The organism is Salmonella sp. 2018103, assembly GCF_026247685.1.
Classification (GTDB): domain Bacteria; phylum Pseudomonadota; class Gammaproteobacteria; order Enterobacterales; family Enterobacteriaceae; genus Salmonella; species Salmonella enterica.
The window spans coordinates 435,702-450,477 of record NZ_CP111029.1; the positions used below are offsets into that span (position 1 = coordinate 435,702).

Genomic DNA, 14,776 nt, shown 5'->3' on the forward strand with positions numbered 1-14,776 from the left:
CGCTTCGTTTTCCAGGTTAGTTGGAGAAAGAAAATGGCAAGATATTTGGGTCCTAAGCTCAAGCTGAGCCGTCGTGAGGGCACCGACTTATTCCTTAAGTCTGGCGTTCGCGCGATCGATACCAAGTGTAAAATTGAACAAGCTCCTGGCCAGCACGGTGCGCGTAAGCCGCGTCTGTCTGACTATGGTGTGCAGTTGCGTGAAAAGCAAAAAGTTCGCCGCATTTACGGTGTGCTGGAGCGTCAGTTCCGTAACTACTACAAAGAAGCAGCACGTCTGAAAGGCAACACCGGTGAAAACCTGTTGGCTCTGCTGGAAGGTCGTCTGGACAACGTTGTATACCGTATGGGCTTCGGCGCCACTCGTGCAGAAGCACGTCAGCTGGTTAGCCATAAAGCAATTATGGTAAACGGTCGTGTTGTTAACATCGCTTCTTATCAGGTTAGTCCGAATGACGTTGTTAGCATTCGTGAGAAAGCGAAGAAGCAGTCTCGCGTGAAAGCCGCTCTGGAGCTGGCTGAGCAGCGTGAAAAGCCAACCTGGCTGGAAGTTGATGCTGGCAAGATGGAAGGTACGTACAAGCGTAAGCCTGAGCGTTCTGATCTGTCTGCGGACATTAACGAACACCTGATCGTCGAGCTTTACTCCAAGTAAAGCTTAGTACCAAAGAGAGGACACAATGCAGGGTTCTGTGACAGAGTTTCTAAAACCGCGCCTGGTAGATATCGAGCAAGTGAGTTCGACGCACGCCAAGGTGACCCTTGAGCCTTTAGAGCGTGGCTTCGGCCATACTCTGGGTAACGCACTGCGCCGTATTCTGCTCTCATCGATGCCGGGTTGCGCGGTGACCGAGGTTGAGATTGATGGTGTACTACATGAGTACAGCACCAAAGAAGGCGTTCAGGAAGACATCCTGGAAATCCTGCTCAACCTGAAAGGGCTGGCGGTGAGAGTTCAGGGTAAAGATGAAGTTATTCTTACCTTGAATAAATCTGGCATTGGCCCTGTGACTGCAGCCGATATCACCCATGATGGGGATGTCGAAATCGTCAAGCCGCAGCACGTGATCTGCCACCTGACCGATGAAAACGCGTCTATTAGTATGCGTATCAAAGTTCAGCGCGGTCGTGGTTATGTGCCGGCTTCTACCCGAATTCATTCGGAAGAAGATGAGCGCCCAATCGGCCGTCTGCTGGTCGACGCCTGCTACAGCCCTGTAGAGCGTATTGCCTACAATGTTGAAGCAGCGCGTGTAGAACAGCGTACCGACCTGGACAAGCTGGTCATCGAAATGGAAACCAACGGCACAATCGATCCTGAAGAGGCGATTCGTCGTGCGGCAACCATCCTGGCTGAACAACTGGAAGCTTTCGTTGATTTACGTGATGTACGTCAACCGGAAGTGAAAGAAGAGAAACCAGAATTCGATCCGATCCTGCTGCGCCCTGTTGACGATCTGGAATTGACTGTCCGCTCTGCTAACTGCCTCAAGGCAGAAGCTATCCACTATATCGGTGATCTGGTACAGCGTACCGAGGTTGAGCTTCTTAAGACGCCTAACCTGGGTAAAAAATCTCTTACCGAGATTAAAGACGTGCTGGCTTCCCGTGGACTGTCTCTGGGTATGCGCCTGGAAAACTGGCCACCGGCAAGCATCGCTGACGAGTAACCGGATCACAGGTTAAGGTTTTACTGAGAAGGATAAGGTCATGCGCCATCGTAAGAGTGGTCGTCAACTGAACCGCAACAGCAGCCATCGCCAGGCTATGTTCCGCAACATGGCAGGTTCACTGGTTCGTCATGAAATCATCAAGACGACCCTGCCTAAAGCGAAAGAGCTGCGTCGCGTAGTTGAGCCGCTGATTACTCTTGCCAAGACTGATAGCGTTGCTAATCGTCGTCTGGCATTCGCCCGTACTCGTGATAACGAGATCGTGGCAAAACTGTTTAACGAGCTGGGCCCGCGTTTCGCGAGCCGCGCCGGTGGTTACACTCGCATTCTGAAGTGTGGCTTCCGTGCAGGCGACAACGCGCCGATGGCATACATCGAGCTGGTTGATCGTTCAGAGAAAACAGAAGCTGCTGCAGAGTAATCTGTAGTAACGTAAAAAAACCCGCTTCGGCGGGTTTTTTTATACCCTCCTGAACCCCATATATCTACAATAATTGTATTCTTTTCGTTCAATCCCTGGAGCGACGTATGTGGTTACTTGACCAGTGGGCAGAGCGTCATATTATCGAGGCACAGCGTAAAGGCGAGTTTGATAATCTGCCTGGCCGCGGCGAGCCGCTTATTCTGGATGATGATTCTCATGTGCCGGCGGAACTTCGTGCGGGTTATCGCTTACTCAAGAATGCGGGCTGTCTTCCCCCTGAACTGGAGCAGCGCAGAGACGCTATTCAGTTACTTGATATCCTCAACAGTATCCGGGAAGATGACCCTCGATACCATCAGGTTAGTCGCCAGCTCTCGCTGCTTGAACTAAAACTTCGGCAGGCTGGGTTGAGTACCGACTTTTTACACGGTGAGTATGCAGAAAAACTGCTGCATAAAATCAACGATAATTAACGGAGCTTGTATGTATCGCATTGGTGAGCTGGCAAAGCTGGCAGACGTAACGCCTGATACCATTCGCTACTATGAAAAACAGCAGATGATGGATCATGAGGTACGTACTGAAGGCGGGTTTCGTCTGTATACCGAAAACGATCTGCAGCGTCTCAAATTTATTCGTTATGCGCGACAGTTGGGTTTCACGCTCGACTCGATCCGCGAACTTTTATCGATCCGAATTGATCCTGAGCACCATACCTGTCAGGAGTCAAAAAGTATTGTGCAAGAGCGATTGCAGGAGGTTGAAGCCAGGATTGCGGAACTGCAAACGATGCAGCGTTCGTTACAAAGGCTTAATGATGCTTGTTGCGGAACGGCCCACAGTAGCGTCTATTGTTCCATTCTGGAAGCCCTGGAGCAGGGGGCCAGTGGAGCGAAATCAGGATGTTGATTTATTGAACCGGCGGGGCTACACTCGCGCCGTTAATTTATACAATCGGGAGACATTATGAGTCGTTATCAACATAAGAAAGGGCAGATAAAGGACAATGCCATTGAGGCATTACTGCATGATCCACTGTTCAGGCAACGCGTTGAAAAAAATAAGAAAGGCAAAGGAAGTTATCTGCGTAAAGGTAAACACGGTAATCGAGGGAACTGGGAGGCCAGTGGCAAGAAAGTAAGTGACTTTTTTACCACTGGCCTTCTGCTTATTAAGAACGGTTATTTTGTTCTTTCAGCAGATCGCGGATTTCGCCCAATAACACTTCCTCTTTAGAAGGCGCTGGCGGAGCTGCCGGCTCTTCTGCTTTTTTACGGTTGAGTCTGTTGATAAGCTTAATGGCAACAAAGATAGCAAAGGCCACAATCACAAAATCAAATACGTTCTGGATAAACACGCCGTAATGCATGACGACCGCCGGAATATCTCCCTGCGCTTCGCGTAACGTAAAAGCAAATTGTTTAAAGTCGATCCCGCCGATTAACAATCCCAACGGCGGCATAATGATATCGGCAACCAGTGAAGAAACAATCTTACCGAATGCCGCGCCAATAATGACACCCACTGCCAAATCCACAACATTCCCGCGCATCGCGAATTCGCGAAATTCTTTAATAAAACTCATTTTTATTCTCCCTATGCAGCTGACGTTATAAGTTTAACAAATGCTAAGGCATTTTCCATTTACGGCTTCTGTTTAGCGAAATAAATTAAACCTTGATAAATAAAGGGAATTAAAAAGGGCGCTGAATGAGCGCCCCTTAAATTAGAGGAAGAAAGGACTTGGCTGGAACAGACGTTCGACGTCGGTAATAAACTTTTTATCGGTCAAAAACATAATGACGTGATCGCCTTGTTCAATGCGCAAATTGTCATTAGCAATCATGACATCATTACCGCGAACGACCGCGCCAATAATGGTGCCTGGCGGCAGTTTAATTTCGTCAATGACGCGGCCAACCACGCGGGAAGTGCTTTCATCGCCGTGCGCGACGGCTTCGATGGCTTCGGCAACCCCGCGACGTAGTGAGGAAACGCCGACGATATCTGCTTTACGCACATGACTCAGTAATGCAGAGATGGTGGCCTGCTGCGGAGAAATCGCAATATCTATAACGCTACCCTGCACAAGATCGACATAAGCGCGACGCTGAATCAGCACCATCACTTTTTTGGCGCCCATCCGCTTAGCCAACATCGCAGACATGATATTGGCTTCATCATCGTTAGTGACCGCGATAAAGAGATCGACCTGATCAATATGCTCCTCCGCCAGCAATTCCTGATCGGAAGCGTCGCCAAAAAAGACGATCGTGTTTTGCAGCTTCTCAGCCAGTTCTGCGGCGCGTTGTTGATCGCGTTCGATCAATTTAACGCTATAGTCTTTTTCCAGACGCCTTGCCAGCCCGGCGCCGATATTGCCGCCGCCCACCAGCATGATGCGCTTGTAGGGTTTTTCCAGACGCTGTAATTCGCTCATTACTGCACGAATGTGCTGTGAAGCCGCAATAAAGAAGACTTCATCCCCTGCTTCCACGATAGTTGAGCCCTGAGGGCGGATTGGTCTGTCATGGCGGAAAATTGCGGCAACGCGGGTATCGATATGCGGCATATGCTCTCGCATTGTCGAGAGCGCGTTACCTATTAGTGGACCGCCATAGTAGGCTTTAACTACTGCCAGACTGACTTTCCCTTCGGCAAAGTTTACAACCTGTAATGCTCCCGGATACTCGATCAGACGATAAATATTATCGATAACCAACTGCTCCGGCGCGATCAGATGATCAATCGGAACCGCTTCAGAATGAAAGAGTTTATCCGCATCGCGAACATAGTCCGGGGAGCGAATGCGAGCGATACGGTTTGGAGTGTTGAAGAGTGAATAGGCTACCTGACAGGCAACCATATTAGTTTCATCTGAACTGGTGACAGCGACCAGCATATCCGCATCGTCAGCGCCCGCTTCGCGCAACACGCGGGGATGCGAACCATGCCCCTGAACTACGCGTAGATCGAACTTATCTTGCAAACTGCGTAACCGTTCGCCGTTGGTATCAACCACCGTGATGTCGTTGTTTTCGCCGACCAGGTTTTCCGCCAGTGTTCCGCCAACTTGCCCTGCGCCCAGTATGATAATTTTCATCAGTCGTGGCCCGTTATCTCATCACTTCTTGATTAGCTTAGCGTAAAAGAACCCATCACCTTCTTCGCCGCCCGGCAGATTTTGCTGTCCTGGCTGATCAGGTGTTCCCGTTTCGCTGAGTGCGGCATCGGGAGTGCGTTGCAAAAAGGCTTTGATCTGATCGCGGTTTTCTTCCGGCAGTACGGAGCAGGTGGCGTAAACCAGCGTCCCGCCGGGCTTCAGGCGCGGCCAGACGGCATCAAGAATTTCCGCCTGTAATTGCGCCAGTTCCGCGATATCGCTATCGCGACGCAGCCATTTGATATCTGGATGACGGCGAATGACGCCGGTTGCGGAGCAGGGCGCATCCAGCAGAATACGGTCAAACTGCTGCTCGCCGCACCATTGGGCGGGATAACGTCCATCCCCTTGTTTAACTGTCGCTTTCATCCCAAGACGCTTTAGGTTGTCGTAAACGCGGGAGAGCCGCTGTTCATCAATATCAACCGCCAACACGTCTGCTTCGGGGGCCACTTCGAGAATATGCGTGGTTTTACCGCCGGGCGCGGCGCACAAGTCTAAAATGTGCTCACCGTTCTGAGGAGCGAGAAAAACCGCACATCCCTGCGCAGAGGCATCCTGGACAGTTACCCAACCCTCAGCAAAACCGGGTAAAGCATGTACCGGAGCTGGCGTTTCCAGACGTACAGCGTCGGGATAATCGGGATGGGGATATCCCTTCATGCCTGCGTCTTCAAGTAAGCCAAGCCAACCGTCGCGGGTATGGTGTGTACGATTTACACGTAGCCACATAGGCGGACGCTGGTTATTCGCATCAATAATGCGTTGCCACTGTGTGGGGTAAGCATTTTGCAAACGCTTTACCAGCCAACCTGGATGTAAAAAGCGCGCATCGCTGGTCGCAAACTCATTAAGCAACGTTTCCTGCTGGCGCTGGAACTGGCGCAGGACGCCGTTAATTAACCCTTTCAACTGCGGACGTTTGATGGCGACCGCGCCTTCAACGGTTTCAGCCAGCGCCGCATGGGGAGGGACGCGGGTGTACAGCAACTGATAAAAGCCGACCATAATTAAGTAATGCACAGTACGCTGCTTGCCGGTCATTGGACGAGACATCAGCTTATTGATCAGCCATTCCAGCTGTGAAAGGGTGCGCAGGACGCCAAAGCACAGCTCCTGAAGTAGCGCTTTGTCTTTATCGGCGACTTTTTGTTGCAGCGGCGGGAGCACATTACTTAATGATTGTCCCTGCTCGACGACCTGTTCAACGGCCTGTGCTGCCAGACTACGTAAATTGTTTTGTTTTTTCATATGTATAAAATAAAAATGCCCGGTAACACCGGGCGTATAAAGACGTGACCGTCAGGCAAGACGGTTACCAGGAATAAACCATTCCCGGCGTGAATTTAACAGATCCTGGGCGCTCATCGCTTTTTTGCCGGCAGGCTGAAGCGAAAGCAAATTTAATATCCCCTTGCCTGTTGCAACCTGAATGCCCTGTTTCGTCGCGGCCAGAATGGTTCCCGGCAGCGACTGCGTGGCGTCCTCAATGACGGACGCCTGCCAGACTTTTACCGGCTGGCCGTCGATTTCCAGCCAGCTCATTGGCCACGGATTAAAGGCGCGAATGCAACGCTCCAGCTGTGCTGCGGAGAGAGACCAGTCAATACGCGCTTCTTCTTTACTGAGCTTTTCCGCATGAGTAACCAGCGCTTCATTCTGCGCTTCAGGCGTCGCTGTGCCGTCCGCCAGTTGTTTTAGTGTGGTAATTAACCCCTGCGGGCCAAGTTCAGCCAACTTATTATACAGTGAGCCACTGGTATCTTCTGCGGTAATCGGGCACGCAAGTTTATACAGCATGTCGCCGGTATCCAGCCCTACATCCATCTGCATAATTGTGACGCCGGTTTCCGCATCGCCTGCCCAGAGTGAGCGCTGAATAGGCGCCGCGCCACGCCAGCGTGGAAGCAGCGAACCGTGAACGTTGATACATCCGAGACGGGGCATATCCAGCACTGCCTTTGGGAGAATCAGACCATATGCTACGACAACCATGACGTCGGCATGTAAGTCAGCAACCAGATGCTGGTTTTCCTGAGGACGAAGCGACACGGGCTGGAAAACGGGCAGGCCCTTTTCTTCCGCCAGCACTTTTACCGGGCTGGGCATCAACTTTTTGCCGCGACCTGCTGGACGATCGGGTTGGGTAAATACGCCGACAACGTTATGTCCAGAAGTTAACAGCGCGTCGAGATGACGCGCTGCAAAGTCAGGTGTACCCGCAAAAATAATACGTAGTGAATCTGACACGTTGGTTCTTGTCCTTTAAGCCCGGGCGTTCAGGCGGTCGAGTTTTTCTACTTTCTGACGAATACGTTGTTGCTTCAGCGGCGACAAATAATCGATAAACAGTTTACCGACCAGATGATCCATCTCATGCTGAATGCAGATTGCCAGTAAACCATCCGCTTCAAGCTCAAACGGGTTGCCGTCGCGATCCAGCGCGCGGATTTTCACTTTCTCGGCGCGCGGCACTAAAGCGCGCTGTTCCGGAATCGACAGACAGCCTTCTTCTATACCCGTTTCGCCACTTTTCTCCAGCAATTCCGGGTTAATGAGTACCAGGCGCTCGTCGCGGTTTTCCGAAACGTCAATCACGATGATCCGCTGGTGGATATCGACCTGCGTTGCGGCCAGACCGATACCTTCTTCCGCGTACATCGTTTCGAACATATCATCGACGATACGCTGAATTTCTGCATTCACTTCTTCAACCGGCTTTGCGACTTTGCGAAGGCGCTCGTCCGGAATATGTAACACTTGCAAAACTGACATAATTATCCAGAGTTGTGTTCAGGAGTTGAAAAGATTATTACCTCTATTCTAGACAAATCCCCACCTGATTGACAGCATCAGTGACCAATCGCAAAGATTGTTCAGACTGCTTGTGGCAGGGGAGGGAAAGGATGGCCCGTACCGAAATTTGGTTACGTTTAATGTACGTCGGCGACCTTTATGGCGAGGCGATGTTGAACATGGCGAACTCGCTTATTCGCCAGCCTCAGATAAATCGCACGCACCTTCAGGAGGCTGGTCTTACCGCGCGGCAGGCTGAACGTTTTTTACAGCTTCCAGCAGGTGTGCTTGATGAGACGTTACGCTGGCTTGAACTACCGCAGCACCATTTTCTGTGTGCGGATAGTGAGATTTATCCTCCCCAACTGCGTGCTATTGACGATTATCCCGGCGCTATTTTTATTGACGGCGATCCTGCCTGTCTGCATACCTGCCAACTTGCCGTCGTAGGGAGCCGGAGCCACTCCTGGTATGGAGAACGCTGGGGACGTCTGCTTTGCGAAAGCCTTGCGAAAAGCGGTTTGACGATCACCAGCGGCCTTGCCCGGGGAATTGATGGCGTAGCACACAACGCCGCGGTGAGTATGGGGGGAAAAAGTGTAGCGGTGTTAGGGAATGGTTTGGCAAAGATTTATCCTCGCCGACATGCCGTGCTGGCTGAAAACGTGATTGCCACTGGCGGCGCAGTGATCTCAGAATTTCCGCTTTCAACGCCTCCGCTACCGCAAAATTTTCCTCGCAGAAACCGTATCATCAGCGGACTGAGCAAAGGCGTGCTGGTGATTGAGGCGGCGTTGCGCAGCGGTTCGTTGGTGACGGCGCGCTGCGCGCTTGAACAGGGGCGGGACGTTTTTGCATTACCAGGTCCTATCGGTAGTCCGGGAAGCGAAGGCACGCACTGGTTAATTAAACAAGGGGCTACGCTTGTGACGACGCCGGAGGATATTCTGGAAAATTTGCAATACGGCTTACACTGGTTGCCAACTACGGCGGAAAATTCACTTTATTCACTAAATCAGGATGAGGCGGCATTGCCATTTCCTGAGCTCCTGGCTAACGTAGGAGATGAGGTAACACCTGTTGACGTCGTCGCTGAACGTGCCGGCCAACCTGTGCCAGCGGTAGTGGCTCAGCTACTCGAACTGGAGTTAGCAGGATGGATCGCAGCTGTACCCGGCGGCTATGTCCGATTAAGGAGGGCAAGCCATGTTCGACGTACTAATGTATTTGTTTGAAACATACATCCATAACGAAGCCGAGCTGCGCGTGGATCAGGACAGACTGGAGCGTGATCTCACCGACGCTGGGTTTGATCGCGAAGACATCTACAATGCGCTGCTGTGGCTGGAAAAACTCGCTGACTATCAGGATGGCCTCGCGGAACCCATGCAACTTGCTTCCGACCCTCTTTCAATGCGCATTTATACGGTTGAAGAGTGTGAAAGGCTTGATGCCAGTTGCCGGGGGTTCCTGTTATTCCTTGAGCAGATTCAGGTGCTAAACCTCGAAACACGAGAAATGGTGATTGAGCGTGTGCTGGCGCTGGATACCGCAGAGTTTGACCTGGAAGACTTGAAATGGGTTATTTTGATGGTGTTATTCAACATTCCGGGCTGTGAAAACGCCTATCAGCAAATGGAAGAATTACTCTTTGAGGTAAATGAAGGTATGCTGCATTGATAGGTGTTAATGCTGCATGAGTGAATATGGCTAAATCAGCACTGTTTTCGGTGCGTAACAATGAGCCCTGCCCGCAGTGCGGGGCCGAACTGGTAATTCGTTCCGGGAAACGTGGTCCGTTTCTCGGCTGTTCTCGCTATCCGGAATGCGATTACGTTCGTCCGCTGAAAAGTCAGGCGGACGGACATATCGTTAAAATTCTGGAGGGGCAACTGTGTCCTGAGTGTGGCGCCGTACTGGTGTTGCGTCAGGGGCGCTTTGGCATGTTCATCGGATGCAGTCAGTATCCGCAATGTGAACATACAGTGGTTATTGATAAACCGGATGAAACGGCGATTGCCTGTCCAGCCTGCCAGCAAGGACATTTGGTCCAGCGCCGTTCTCGTTACGGAAAAATCTTTCATTCCTGCGATCGCTACCCGGAATGTCAGTTCGTCATTAACTTCACACCGGTTGCGGGGGAATGCCCCGAGTGCCATTATCCGCTACTCATCGAAAAGAAAACCGCGCAGGGCGCGAAGCGCTTTTGCGCCAGTAAACAATGTGGAAAGCCGGTTCCGGTGGAATAAACAAGTGAATAATAACCTGCCAACAGGAGCTATCGCCGCGGCGGTAGATCTCCTGGATAAAGAAAATGTCATCGCTTATCCAACAGAAGCCGTTTTCGGCGTCGGCTGCGATCCCGATAGTGAAACAGCCGTTACGCGCCTGTTGGCATTAAAACAACGGCCCGTCGATAAGGGACTCATTTTGATTGCCGCCAGCTTTGAGCAGTTAAAACCTTATATTGATGACAGCATACTTACCGCCGCACAGCGTAAAGCGGTATTTGATTGCTGGCCCGGGCCGGTAACGTTTGTTTTTCCTGCGCCCGCGACAACGCCGCGGTGGCTCACGGGACGTTTTGATTCCCTGGCCGTTCGTGTTACCAACCACCCGCTGGTGGTCGCGCTATGCAATGCGTATGGCAAACCGCTGGTTTCCACCAGCGCCAATCTGAGCGGATTACCGCCATGTCGTACCGTTGAAGAGGTACGTGCGCAATTTGGCGATGATTTTCCGGTGGTTGAAGGCGCAACGGGTGGGCGTTTAAATCCTTCAGAAATTCGCGATGCTCTGACGGGCGAACTGTTTCGACAGGGGTAATATGATGGAAACCTATGCTGTTTTTGGAAATCCGATTGCTCACAGCAAATCGCCATTTATTCATCAGCAGTTTGCTCAGCAGCTAGATATTGTTCACCCCTATGGTCGCGTGCTGGCCCCTATTAATAATTTCATTAATACGCTTGATGCCTTTTTCGCGGCAGGGGGAAAAGGCGCAAACATCACAGTACCTTTTAAAGAGGAGGCGTTTGCGCGATCGGATGAGTTAACGGAACGAGCATCGCTGGCGGGAGCAGTCAATACATTAAAACGGCTGGAAGATGGTCGTTTGCTTGGCGACAATACTGACGGTATCGGTTTATTAAGCGATCTCAAACGTTTAAATTTTATCCGCCCAGGATGGCGTATTTTGCTGATTGGCGCGGGCGGCGCATCCCGGGGCGTGCTGTTACCTCTGCTTTCTTTGGATTGCGCGGTCACTATCACCAACCGTACAGCTTCGCGTGCCGAAGCGTTGGCGAAAATCTTTGCTCATACCGGCAGCGTTCATGCCATGGATATGGACAAGCTGGATAGTTGTGAGTTTGACCTGATTATTAATGCGACCTCCAGCGGCATACGGGGCGAAATCCCGGCGATTCCGGCGTCACTTATTCACCCTTCCCTCTGTTGCTATGACATGTTCTATCAAAAAGGGAATACGCCATTTCTCTCCTGGTGTGTACAACAGGGCGCAAAACGTTACGCAGATGGGCTGGGAATGCTGGTGGGGCAGGCTGCACACGCCGTTTTGCTTTGGCACGGTGTATTACCGCAGGTCGAGCCAGTGATTGAGCTGCTACAGCAGGAATTATTAGCGTGAACCAGGCCATACAATTTCCTGACCGCGAAGAATGGGATACTGCCGCCAGCGCTGTCATCTTTCCCGCCATGGTCAATGGGATGCAACTCACGTGTGCAATAAAAAAAGATGTACTGGCGTATCGCTTTGGTGGAGAAACAGTGGAGCAATGGCTGGCCATTTTTCGTGAGTATCGCTGGGACCTGGAAGAAGAGGCGGAAGCATTAATCCTGGCCCAGCAGGAAGACGATCACGGTTGGATATGGTTATCCTGAGAAAGATAGTCGTCTTTCCATTTTACATAGTTATTGGCGGAGTACTGCAGACCCGATCTCTCAGCATCGCTCAGGGGGCGGATCTGTTTTACCGGACTGCCAAGATATAAATAGCCGCTTTCCAGCCGTTTGTGCTGCGGCACCAGGCTTCCCGCGCCAATCATTACGTCATCTTCTATTATCGCACCATCCAGCACAATGGAGCCCATACCGACCAGTACGCGGTTACCGATGGTACAGCCGTGCAGCATAACTTTATGGCCAACGGTAACATCTTCGCCAATGATTAATGGGTTGCCGTGTGGATTGGATGGAGACTTGTGGGTTACGTGAAGAACGCTGCCATCCTGAATGTTCGTACGAGCCCCTATCGCAACGTAATTCACATCGCCGCGAATCACCACAAGCGGCCAGATCCCGACATCATCCGCCAGACGGACATCGCCAATAACCACGCTGCTGGTATCGATCATCACGCGCTGACCGATTTCAGGAAAAAGATCCTTATAAGGACGTAATGTGTCAGACATGTCTACCTCATCATAAATGAATAGTCATGAAGACTTTGGTTGCTTTAATGGCGTTGTGCAAGGGGAGATAGCATCAAAAAATCGTCACTTTGTGCAGGAATGGAGCGAAAGGGATGAAAAATCAACAAACAGAAAAAAAGATCCAAAAAACGCTTGTGCAAAAAAATGGGATCCCTATAATGCGCCTCCATCGACACGGCGGATGTGAATCACTTCACACAAACAGCCGGTCGGTTGAAGAGAAAAATCCTGAAATTCAGGGTTGACTCTGAAAGAGGAAAGCGTAATATACGCCACCTCGCGACGGTGAGCTGAAAGCCGCGTCGCACCTGCTCTTTAACAATTTATCAGACAATCTGTGTGGGCACTCGAAGATACGGATTCTTGACGTCGCAAGACGAAAAAATGAATACCAAGTCTCAAGAGTGAACACGTAATTCATTACGAAGTTTAATTCATTGAGCATCAAACTTTTAAATTGAAGAGTTTGATCATGGCTCAGATTGAACGCTGGCGGCAGGCCTAACACATGCAAGTCGAACGGTAACAGGAAGCAGCTTGCTGCTTTGCTGACGAGTGGCGGACGGGTGAGTAATGTCTGGGAAACTGCCTGATGGAGGGGGATAACTACTGGAAACGGTGGCTAATACCGCATAACGTCGCAAGACCAAAGAGGGGGACCTTCGGGCCTCTTGCCATCAGATGTGCCCAGATGGGATTAGCTTGTTGGTGAGGTAACGGCTCACCAAGGCGACGATCCCTAGCTGGTCTGAGAGGATGACCAGCCACACTGGAACTGAGACACGGTCCAGACTCCTACGGGAGGCAGCAGTGGGGAATATTGCACAATGGGCGCAAGCCTGATGCAGCCATGCCGCGTGTATGAAGAAGGCCTTCGGGTTGTAAAGTACTTTCAGCGGGGAGGAAGGTGTTGTGGTTAATAACCACAGCAATTGACGTTACCCGCAGAAGAAGCACCGGCTAACTCCGTGCCAGCAGCCGCGGTAATACGGAGGGTGCAAGCGTTAATCGGAATTACTGGGCGTAAAGCGCACGCAGGCGGTCTGTCAAGTCGGATGTGAAATCCCCGGGCTCAACCTGGGAACTGCATTCGAAACTGGCAGGCTTGAGTCTTGTAGAGGGGGGTAGAATTCCAGGTGTAGCGGTGAAATGCGTAGAGATCTGGAGGAATACCGGTGGCGAAGGCGGCCCCCTGGACAAAGACTGACGCTCAGGTGCGAAAGCGTGGGGAGCAAACAGGATTAGATACCCTGGTAGTCCACGCCGTAAACGATGTCTACTTGGAGGTTGTGCCCTTGAGGCGTGGCTTCCGGAGCTAACGCGTTAAGTAGACCGCCTGGGGAGTACGGCCGCAAGGTTAAAACTCAAATGAATTGACGGGGGCCCGCACAAGCGGTGGAGCATGTGGTTTAATTCGATGCAACGCGAAGAACCTTACCTGGTCTTGACATCCACGGAAGTTTTCAGAGATGAGAATGTGCCTTCGGGAACCGTGAGACAGGTGCTGCATGGCTGTCGTCAGCTCGTGTTGTGAAATGTTGGGTTAAGTCCCGCAACGAGCGCAACCCTTATCCTTTGTTGCCAGCGATTAGGTCGGGAACTCAAAGGAGACTGCCAGTGATAAACTGGAGGAAGGTGGGGATGACGTCAAGTCATCATGGCCCTTACGACCAGGGCTACACACGTGCTACAATGGCGCATACAAAGAGAAGCGACCTCGCGAGAGCAAGCGGACCTCATAAAGTGCGTCGTAGTCCGGATTGGAGTCTGCAACTCGACTCCATGAAGTCGGAATCGCTAGTAATCGTGGATCAGAATGCCACGGTGAATACGTTCCCGGGCCTTGTACACACCGCCCGTCACACCATGGGAGTGGGTTGCAAAAGAAGTAGGTAGCTTAACCTTCGGGAGGGCGCTTACCACTTTGTGATTCATGACTGGGGTGAAGTCGTAACAAGGTAACCGTAGGGGAACCTGCGGTTGGATCACCTCCTTACCTTAAAGAAGCGTACTTTGCAGTGCTCACACAGATTGTCTGATGAAAAGTAAATAGCAAGGCGTCTTGCGAAGCAGACTGATACGTCCCCTTCGTCTAGAGGCCCAGGACACCGCCCTTTCACGGCGGTAACAGGGGTTCGAATCCCCTAGGGGACGCCACTTGCTGGTTTGTGAGTGAAAGTCACCTGCCTTAATATCTCAAAACTGACTTACGAGTCACGTTTGAGATATTTGCTCTTTAAAAATCTGGATCAAGCTGAAAATTGAAA

18 protein-coding genes, 1 tRNA gene, 1 rRNA gene and 1 pseudogene are annotated in these 14,776 nt (G+C 51.3%); 15 read left to right on the forward strand and 6 right to left on the reverse strand.

The window, feature by feature from the left end:
* Positions 1–33: 33 nt before the first annotated feature.
* From rpsD to OLG56_RS02085, 6 genes and pseudogenes are all read left to right on the forward strand, one after another.
* Complete coding sequence (rpsD, locus tag OLG56_RS02060; RefSeq protein WP_000135226.1) at positions 34–654, forward strand: 30S ribosomal protein S4; 621 nt, start codon at positions 34–36, stop codon at positions 652–654.
* Positions 655–679: 25 nt separating this feature from the next.
* Entirely contained in the window at positions 680–1,669 is a 990-nt protein-coding gene (locus OLG56_RS02065; protein ID WP_001162094.1) for a DNA-directed RNA polymerase subunit alpha, read from the forward strand.
* A 40-nt stretch (positions 1,670–1,709) separates the two neighbouring features.
* On the forward strand, positions 1,710–2,093 hold the full coding sequence (gene rplQ / locus OLG56_RS02070) for a 50S ribosomal protein L17 (protein ID WP_001216370.1): 384 nt from the start codon (positions 1,710–1,712) through the stop codon (positions 2,091–2,093).
* A gap of 107 nt (positions 2,094–2,200) precedes the next feature.
* Complete coding sequence (locus tag OLG56_RS02075) at positions 2,201–2,569, forward strand: DnaJ family domain-containing protein (RefSeq protein WP_000266515.1); 369 nt, start codon at positions 2,201–2,203, stop codon at positions 2,567–2,569.
* Positions 2,570–2,579: 10 nt separating this feature from the next.
* Complete coding sequence (gene zntR, locus OLG56_RS02080; RefSeq protein ID WP_000285585.1) at positions 2,580–3,005, forward strand: Zn(2+)-responsive transcriptional regulator; 426 nt, start codon at positions 2,580–2,582, stop codon at positions 3,003–3,005.
* Between the two features lie 57 nt (positions 3,006–3,062).
* A pseudogene (locus OLG56_RS02085) lies at positions 3,063–3,266 on the forward strand (alternative ribosome-rescue factor A); the annotation flags it as partial.
* A gap of 1 nt (position 3,267) precedes the next feature.
* Here the strand turns inward: OLG56_RS02085 and mscL are convergent.
* The 5 genes from mscL to def form a co-directional block, all read right to left on the reverse strand.
* Complete coding sequence (gene mscL, locus OLG56_RS02090; RefSeq protein ID WP_000008119.1) at positions 3,268–3,681, reverse strand: large-conductance mechanosensitive channel protein MscL; 414 nt, start codon at positions 3,679–3,681, stop codon at positions 3,268–3,270.
* A gap of 141 nt (positions 3,682–3,822) precedes the next feature.
* Entirely contained in the window at positions 3,823–5,199 is a 1,377-nt protein-coding gene (gene trkA / locus OLG56_RS02095; RefSeq protein WP_000691374.1) for a Trk system potassium transporter TrkA, read from the reverse strand.
* Positions 5,200–5,220: 21 nt separating this feature from the next.
* Positions 5,221–6,510, reverse strand: a complete 1,290-nt coding sequence (gene rsmB / locus OLG56_RS02100) for a 16S rRNA (cytosine(967)-C(5))-methyltransferase RsmB (RefSeq protein WP_061377535.1) — start codon at positions 6,508–6,510, stop codon at positions 5,221–5,223.
* Between the two features lie 51 nt (positions 6,511–6,561).
* On the reverse strand, positions 6,562–7,509 hold the full coding sequence (gene fmt, locus OLG56_RS02105; protein ID WP_001285165.1) for a methionyl-tRNA formyltransferase: 948 nt from the start codon (positions 7,507–7,509) through the stop codon (positions 6,562–6,564).
* 15 nt (positions 7,510–7,524) lie between these two features.
* Positions 7,525–8,034, reverse strand: a complete 510-nt coding sequence (gene def / locus OLG56_RS02110; protein ID WP_000114987.1) for a peptide deformylase — start codon at positions 8,032–8,034, stop codon at positions 7,525–7,527.
* A 131-nt stretch (positions 8,035–8,165) separates the two neighbouring features.
* On the opposite strand from def, the gene dprA reads away from it, so the two are divergent.
* From dprA to OLG56_RS02140, 6 genes are read left to right on the forward strand one after another with little or no spacing between them, the layout of a single operon-like run.
* Positions 8,166–9,290, forward strand: a complete 1,125-nt coding sequence (gene dprA, locus OLG56_RS02115; protein WP_023220371.1) for a DNA-protecting protein DprA — start codon at positions 8,166–8,168, stop codon at positions 9,288–9,290.
* Positions 9,262–9,735, forward strand: coding sequence for a DUF494 family protein Smg (gene smg / locus OLG56_RS02120; protein ID WP_000460663.1), 474 nt, complete (start codon positions 9,262–9,264; stop codon positions 9,733–9,735). Before dprA ends, smg begins: the two co-directional genes overlap by 29 nt.
* 26 nt (positions 9,736–9,761) lie before the next feature.
* On the forward strand, positions 9,762–10,304 hold the full coding sequence (locus OLG56_RS02125) for a DNA topoisomerase family protein (protein ID WP_023220370.1): 543 nt from the start codon (positions 9,762–9,764) through the stop codon (positions 10,302–10,304).
* A 4-nt stretch (positions 10,305–10,308) separates the two neighbouring features.
* Positions 10,309–10,881, forward strand: coding sequence for an L-threonylcarbamoyladenylate synthase type 1 TsaC (gene tsaC, locus OLG56_RS02130; protein ID WP_061377536.1), 573 nt, complete (start codon positions 10,309–10,311; stop codon positions 10,879–10,881).
* Between the two features lie 4 nt (positions 10,882–10,885).
* Positions 10,886–11,704, forward strand: coding sequence for a shikimate dehydrogenase (aroE, locus tag OLG56_RS02135; protein WP_000451203.1), 819 nt, complete (start codon positions 10,886–10,888; stop codon positions 11,702–11,704).
* Positions 11,701–11,958 carry a DUF1488 family protein gene (locus tag OLG56_RS02140; protein WP_001070578.1) on the forward strand — a complete coding sequence of 86 codons (258 nt, stop codon included), beginning with the start codon at positions 11,701–11,703 and terminating at the stop codon, positions 11,956–11,958. Before aroE ends, OLG56_RS02140 begins: the two co-directional genes overlap by 4 nt.
* On the opposite strand, the gene OLG56_RS02145 is transcribed toward OLG56_RS02140, so the two are convergent.
* Positions 11,934–12,488 (reverse strand): gamma carbonic anhydrase family protein, encoded by a 555-nt coding sequence (locus OLG56_RS02145; RefSeq protein WP_001285635.1) that lies wholly within the window; start codon positions 12,486–12,488, stop codon positions 11,934–11,936. The genes OLG56_RS02140 and OLG56_RS02145 overlap by 25 nt on opposite strands.
* A gap of 113 nt (positions 12,489–12,601) precedes the next feature.
* Here OLG56_RS02145 and OLG56_RS02150 point away from each other — a divergent pair, with 113 nt between their 5' ends.
* The 3 genes from OLG56_RS02150 to OLG56_RS02160 all read left to right on the forward strand — a co-directional run bounded on the left by OLG56_RS02150 (position 12,602) and on the right by OLG56_RS02160 (position 14,666).
* Positions 12,602–12,754, forward strand: coding sequence for a hypothetical protein (locus OLG56_RS02150; protein ID WP_000795911.1), 153 nt, complete (start codon positions 12,602–12,604; stop codon positions 12,752–12,754).
* Between the two features lie 209 nt (positions 12,755–12,963).
* Positions 12,964–14,505, forward strand: a 16S ribosomal RNA gene (locus OLG56_RS02155).
* 85 nt (positions 14,506–14,590) lie between these two features.
* Positions 14,591–14,666: transfer RNA gene (locus OLG56_RS02160), tRNA-Glu, on the forward strand.
* The last annotated feature ends 110 nt before the right edge of the window (positions 14,667–14,776 follow it).

Excerpts from the sequence above, each read along its gene's own strand:
- rpsD (WP_000135226.1), top strand. The coding sequence starts at position 34 with ATGGCAAGATATTTGGGTCCTAAGCTCAAGCTGAGCCGTCGTGAGGGC.
- OLG56_RS02065 (WP_001162094.1), top strand. The coding sequence starts at position 680 with ATGCAGGGTTCTGTGACAGAGTTTCTAAAACCGCGCCTGGTAGATATC.
- rplQ (WP_001216370.1), top strand. The coding sequence starts at position 1,710 with ATGCGCCATCGTAAGAGTGGTCGTCAACTGAACCGCAACAGCAGCCAT.
- OLG56_RS02075 (WP_000266515.1), top strand. The coding sequence starts at position 2,201 with ATGTGGTTACTTGACCAGTGGGCAGAGCGTCATATTATCGAGGCACAG.
- zntR (WP_000285585.1), top strand. The coding sequence starts at position 2,580 with ATGTATCGCATTGGTGAGCTGGCAAAGCTGGCAGACGTAACGCCTGAT.
- mscL (WP_000008119.1), bottom strand. The coding sequence starts at position 3,681 with ATGAGTTTTATTAAAGAATTTCGCGAATTCGCGATGCGCGGGAATGTT.
- trkA (WP_000691374.1), bottom strand. The coding sequence starts at position 5,199 with ATGAAAATTATCATACTGGGCGCAGGGCAAGTTGGCGGAACACTGGCG.
- rsmB (WP_061377535.1), bottom strand. The coding sequence starts at position 6,510 with ATGAAAAAACAAAACAATTTACGTAGTCTGGCAGCACAGGCCGTTGAA.
- def (WP_000114987.1), bottom strand. The coding sequence starts at position 8,034 with ATGTCAGTTTTGCAAGTGTTACATATTCCGGACGAGCGCCTTCGCAAA.
- dprA (WP_023220371.1), top strand. The coding sequence starts at position 8,166 with ATGGCCCGTACCGAAATTTGGTTACGTTTAATGTACGTCGGCGACCTT.
- smg (WP_000460663.1), top strand. The coding sequence starts at position 9,262 with ATGTTCGACGTACTAATGTATTTGTTTGAAACATACATCCATAACGAA.
- OLG56_RS02125 (WP_023220370.1), top strand. The coding sequence starts at position 9,762 with ATGGCTAAATCAGCACTGTTTTCGGTGCGTAACAATGAGCCCTGCCCG.
- aroE (WP_000451203.1), top strand. The coding sequence starts at position 10,886 with ATGGAAACCTATGCTGTTTTTGGAAATCCGATTGCTCACAGCAAATCG.
- OLG56_RS02145 (WP_001285635.1), bottom strand. The coding sequence starts at position 12,488 with ATGTCTGACACATTACGTCCTTATAAGGATCTTTTTCCTGAAATCGGT.
- OLG56_RS02150 (WP_000795911.1), top strand. The coding sequence starts at position 12,602 with ATGAAAAATCAACAAACAGAAAAAAAGATCCAAAAAACGCTTGTGCAA.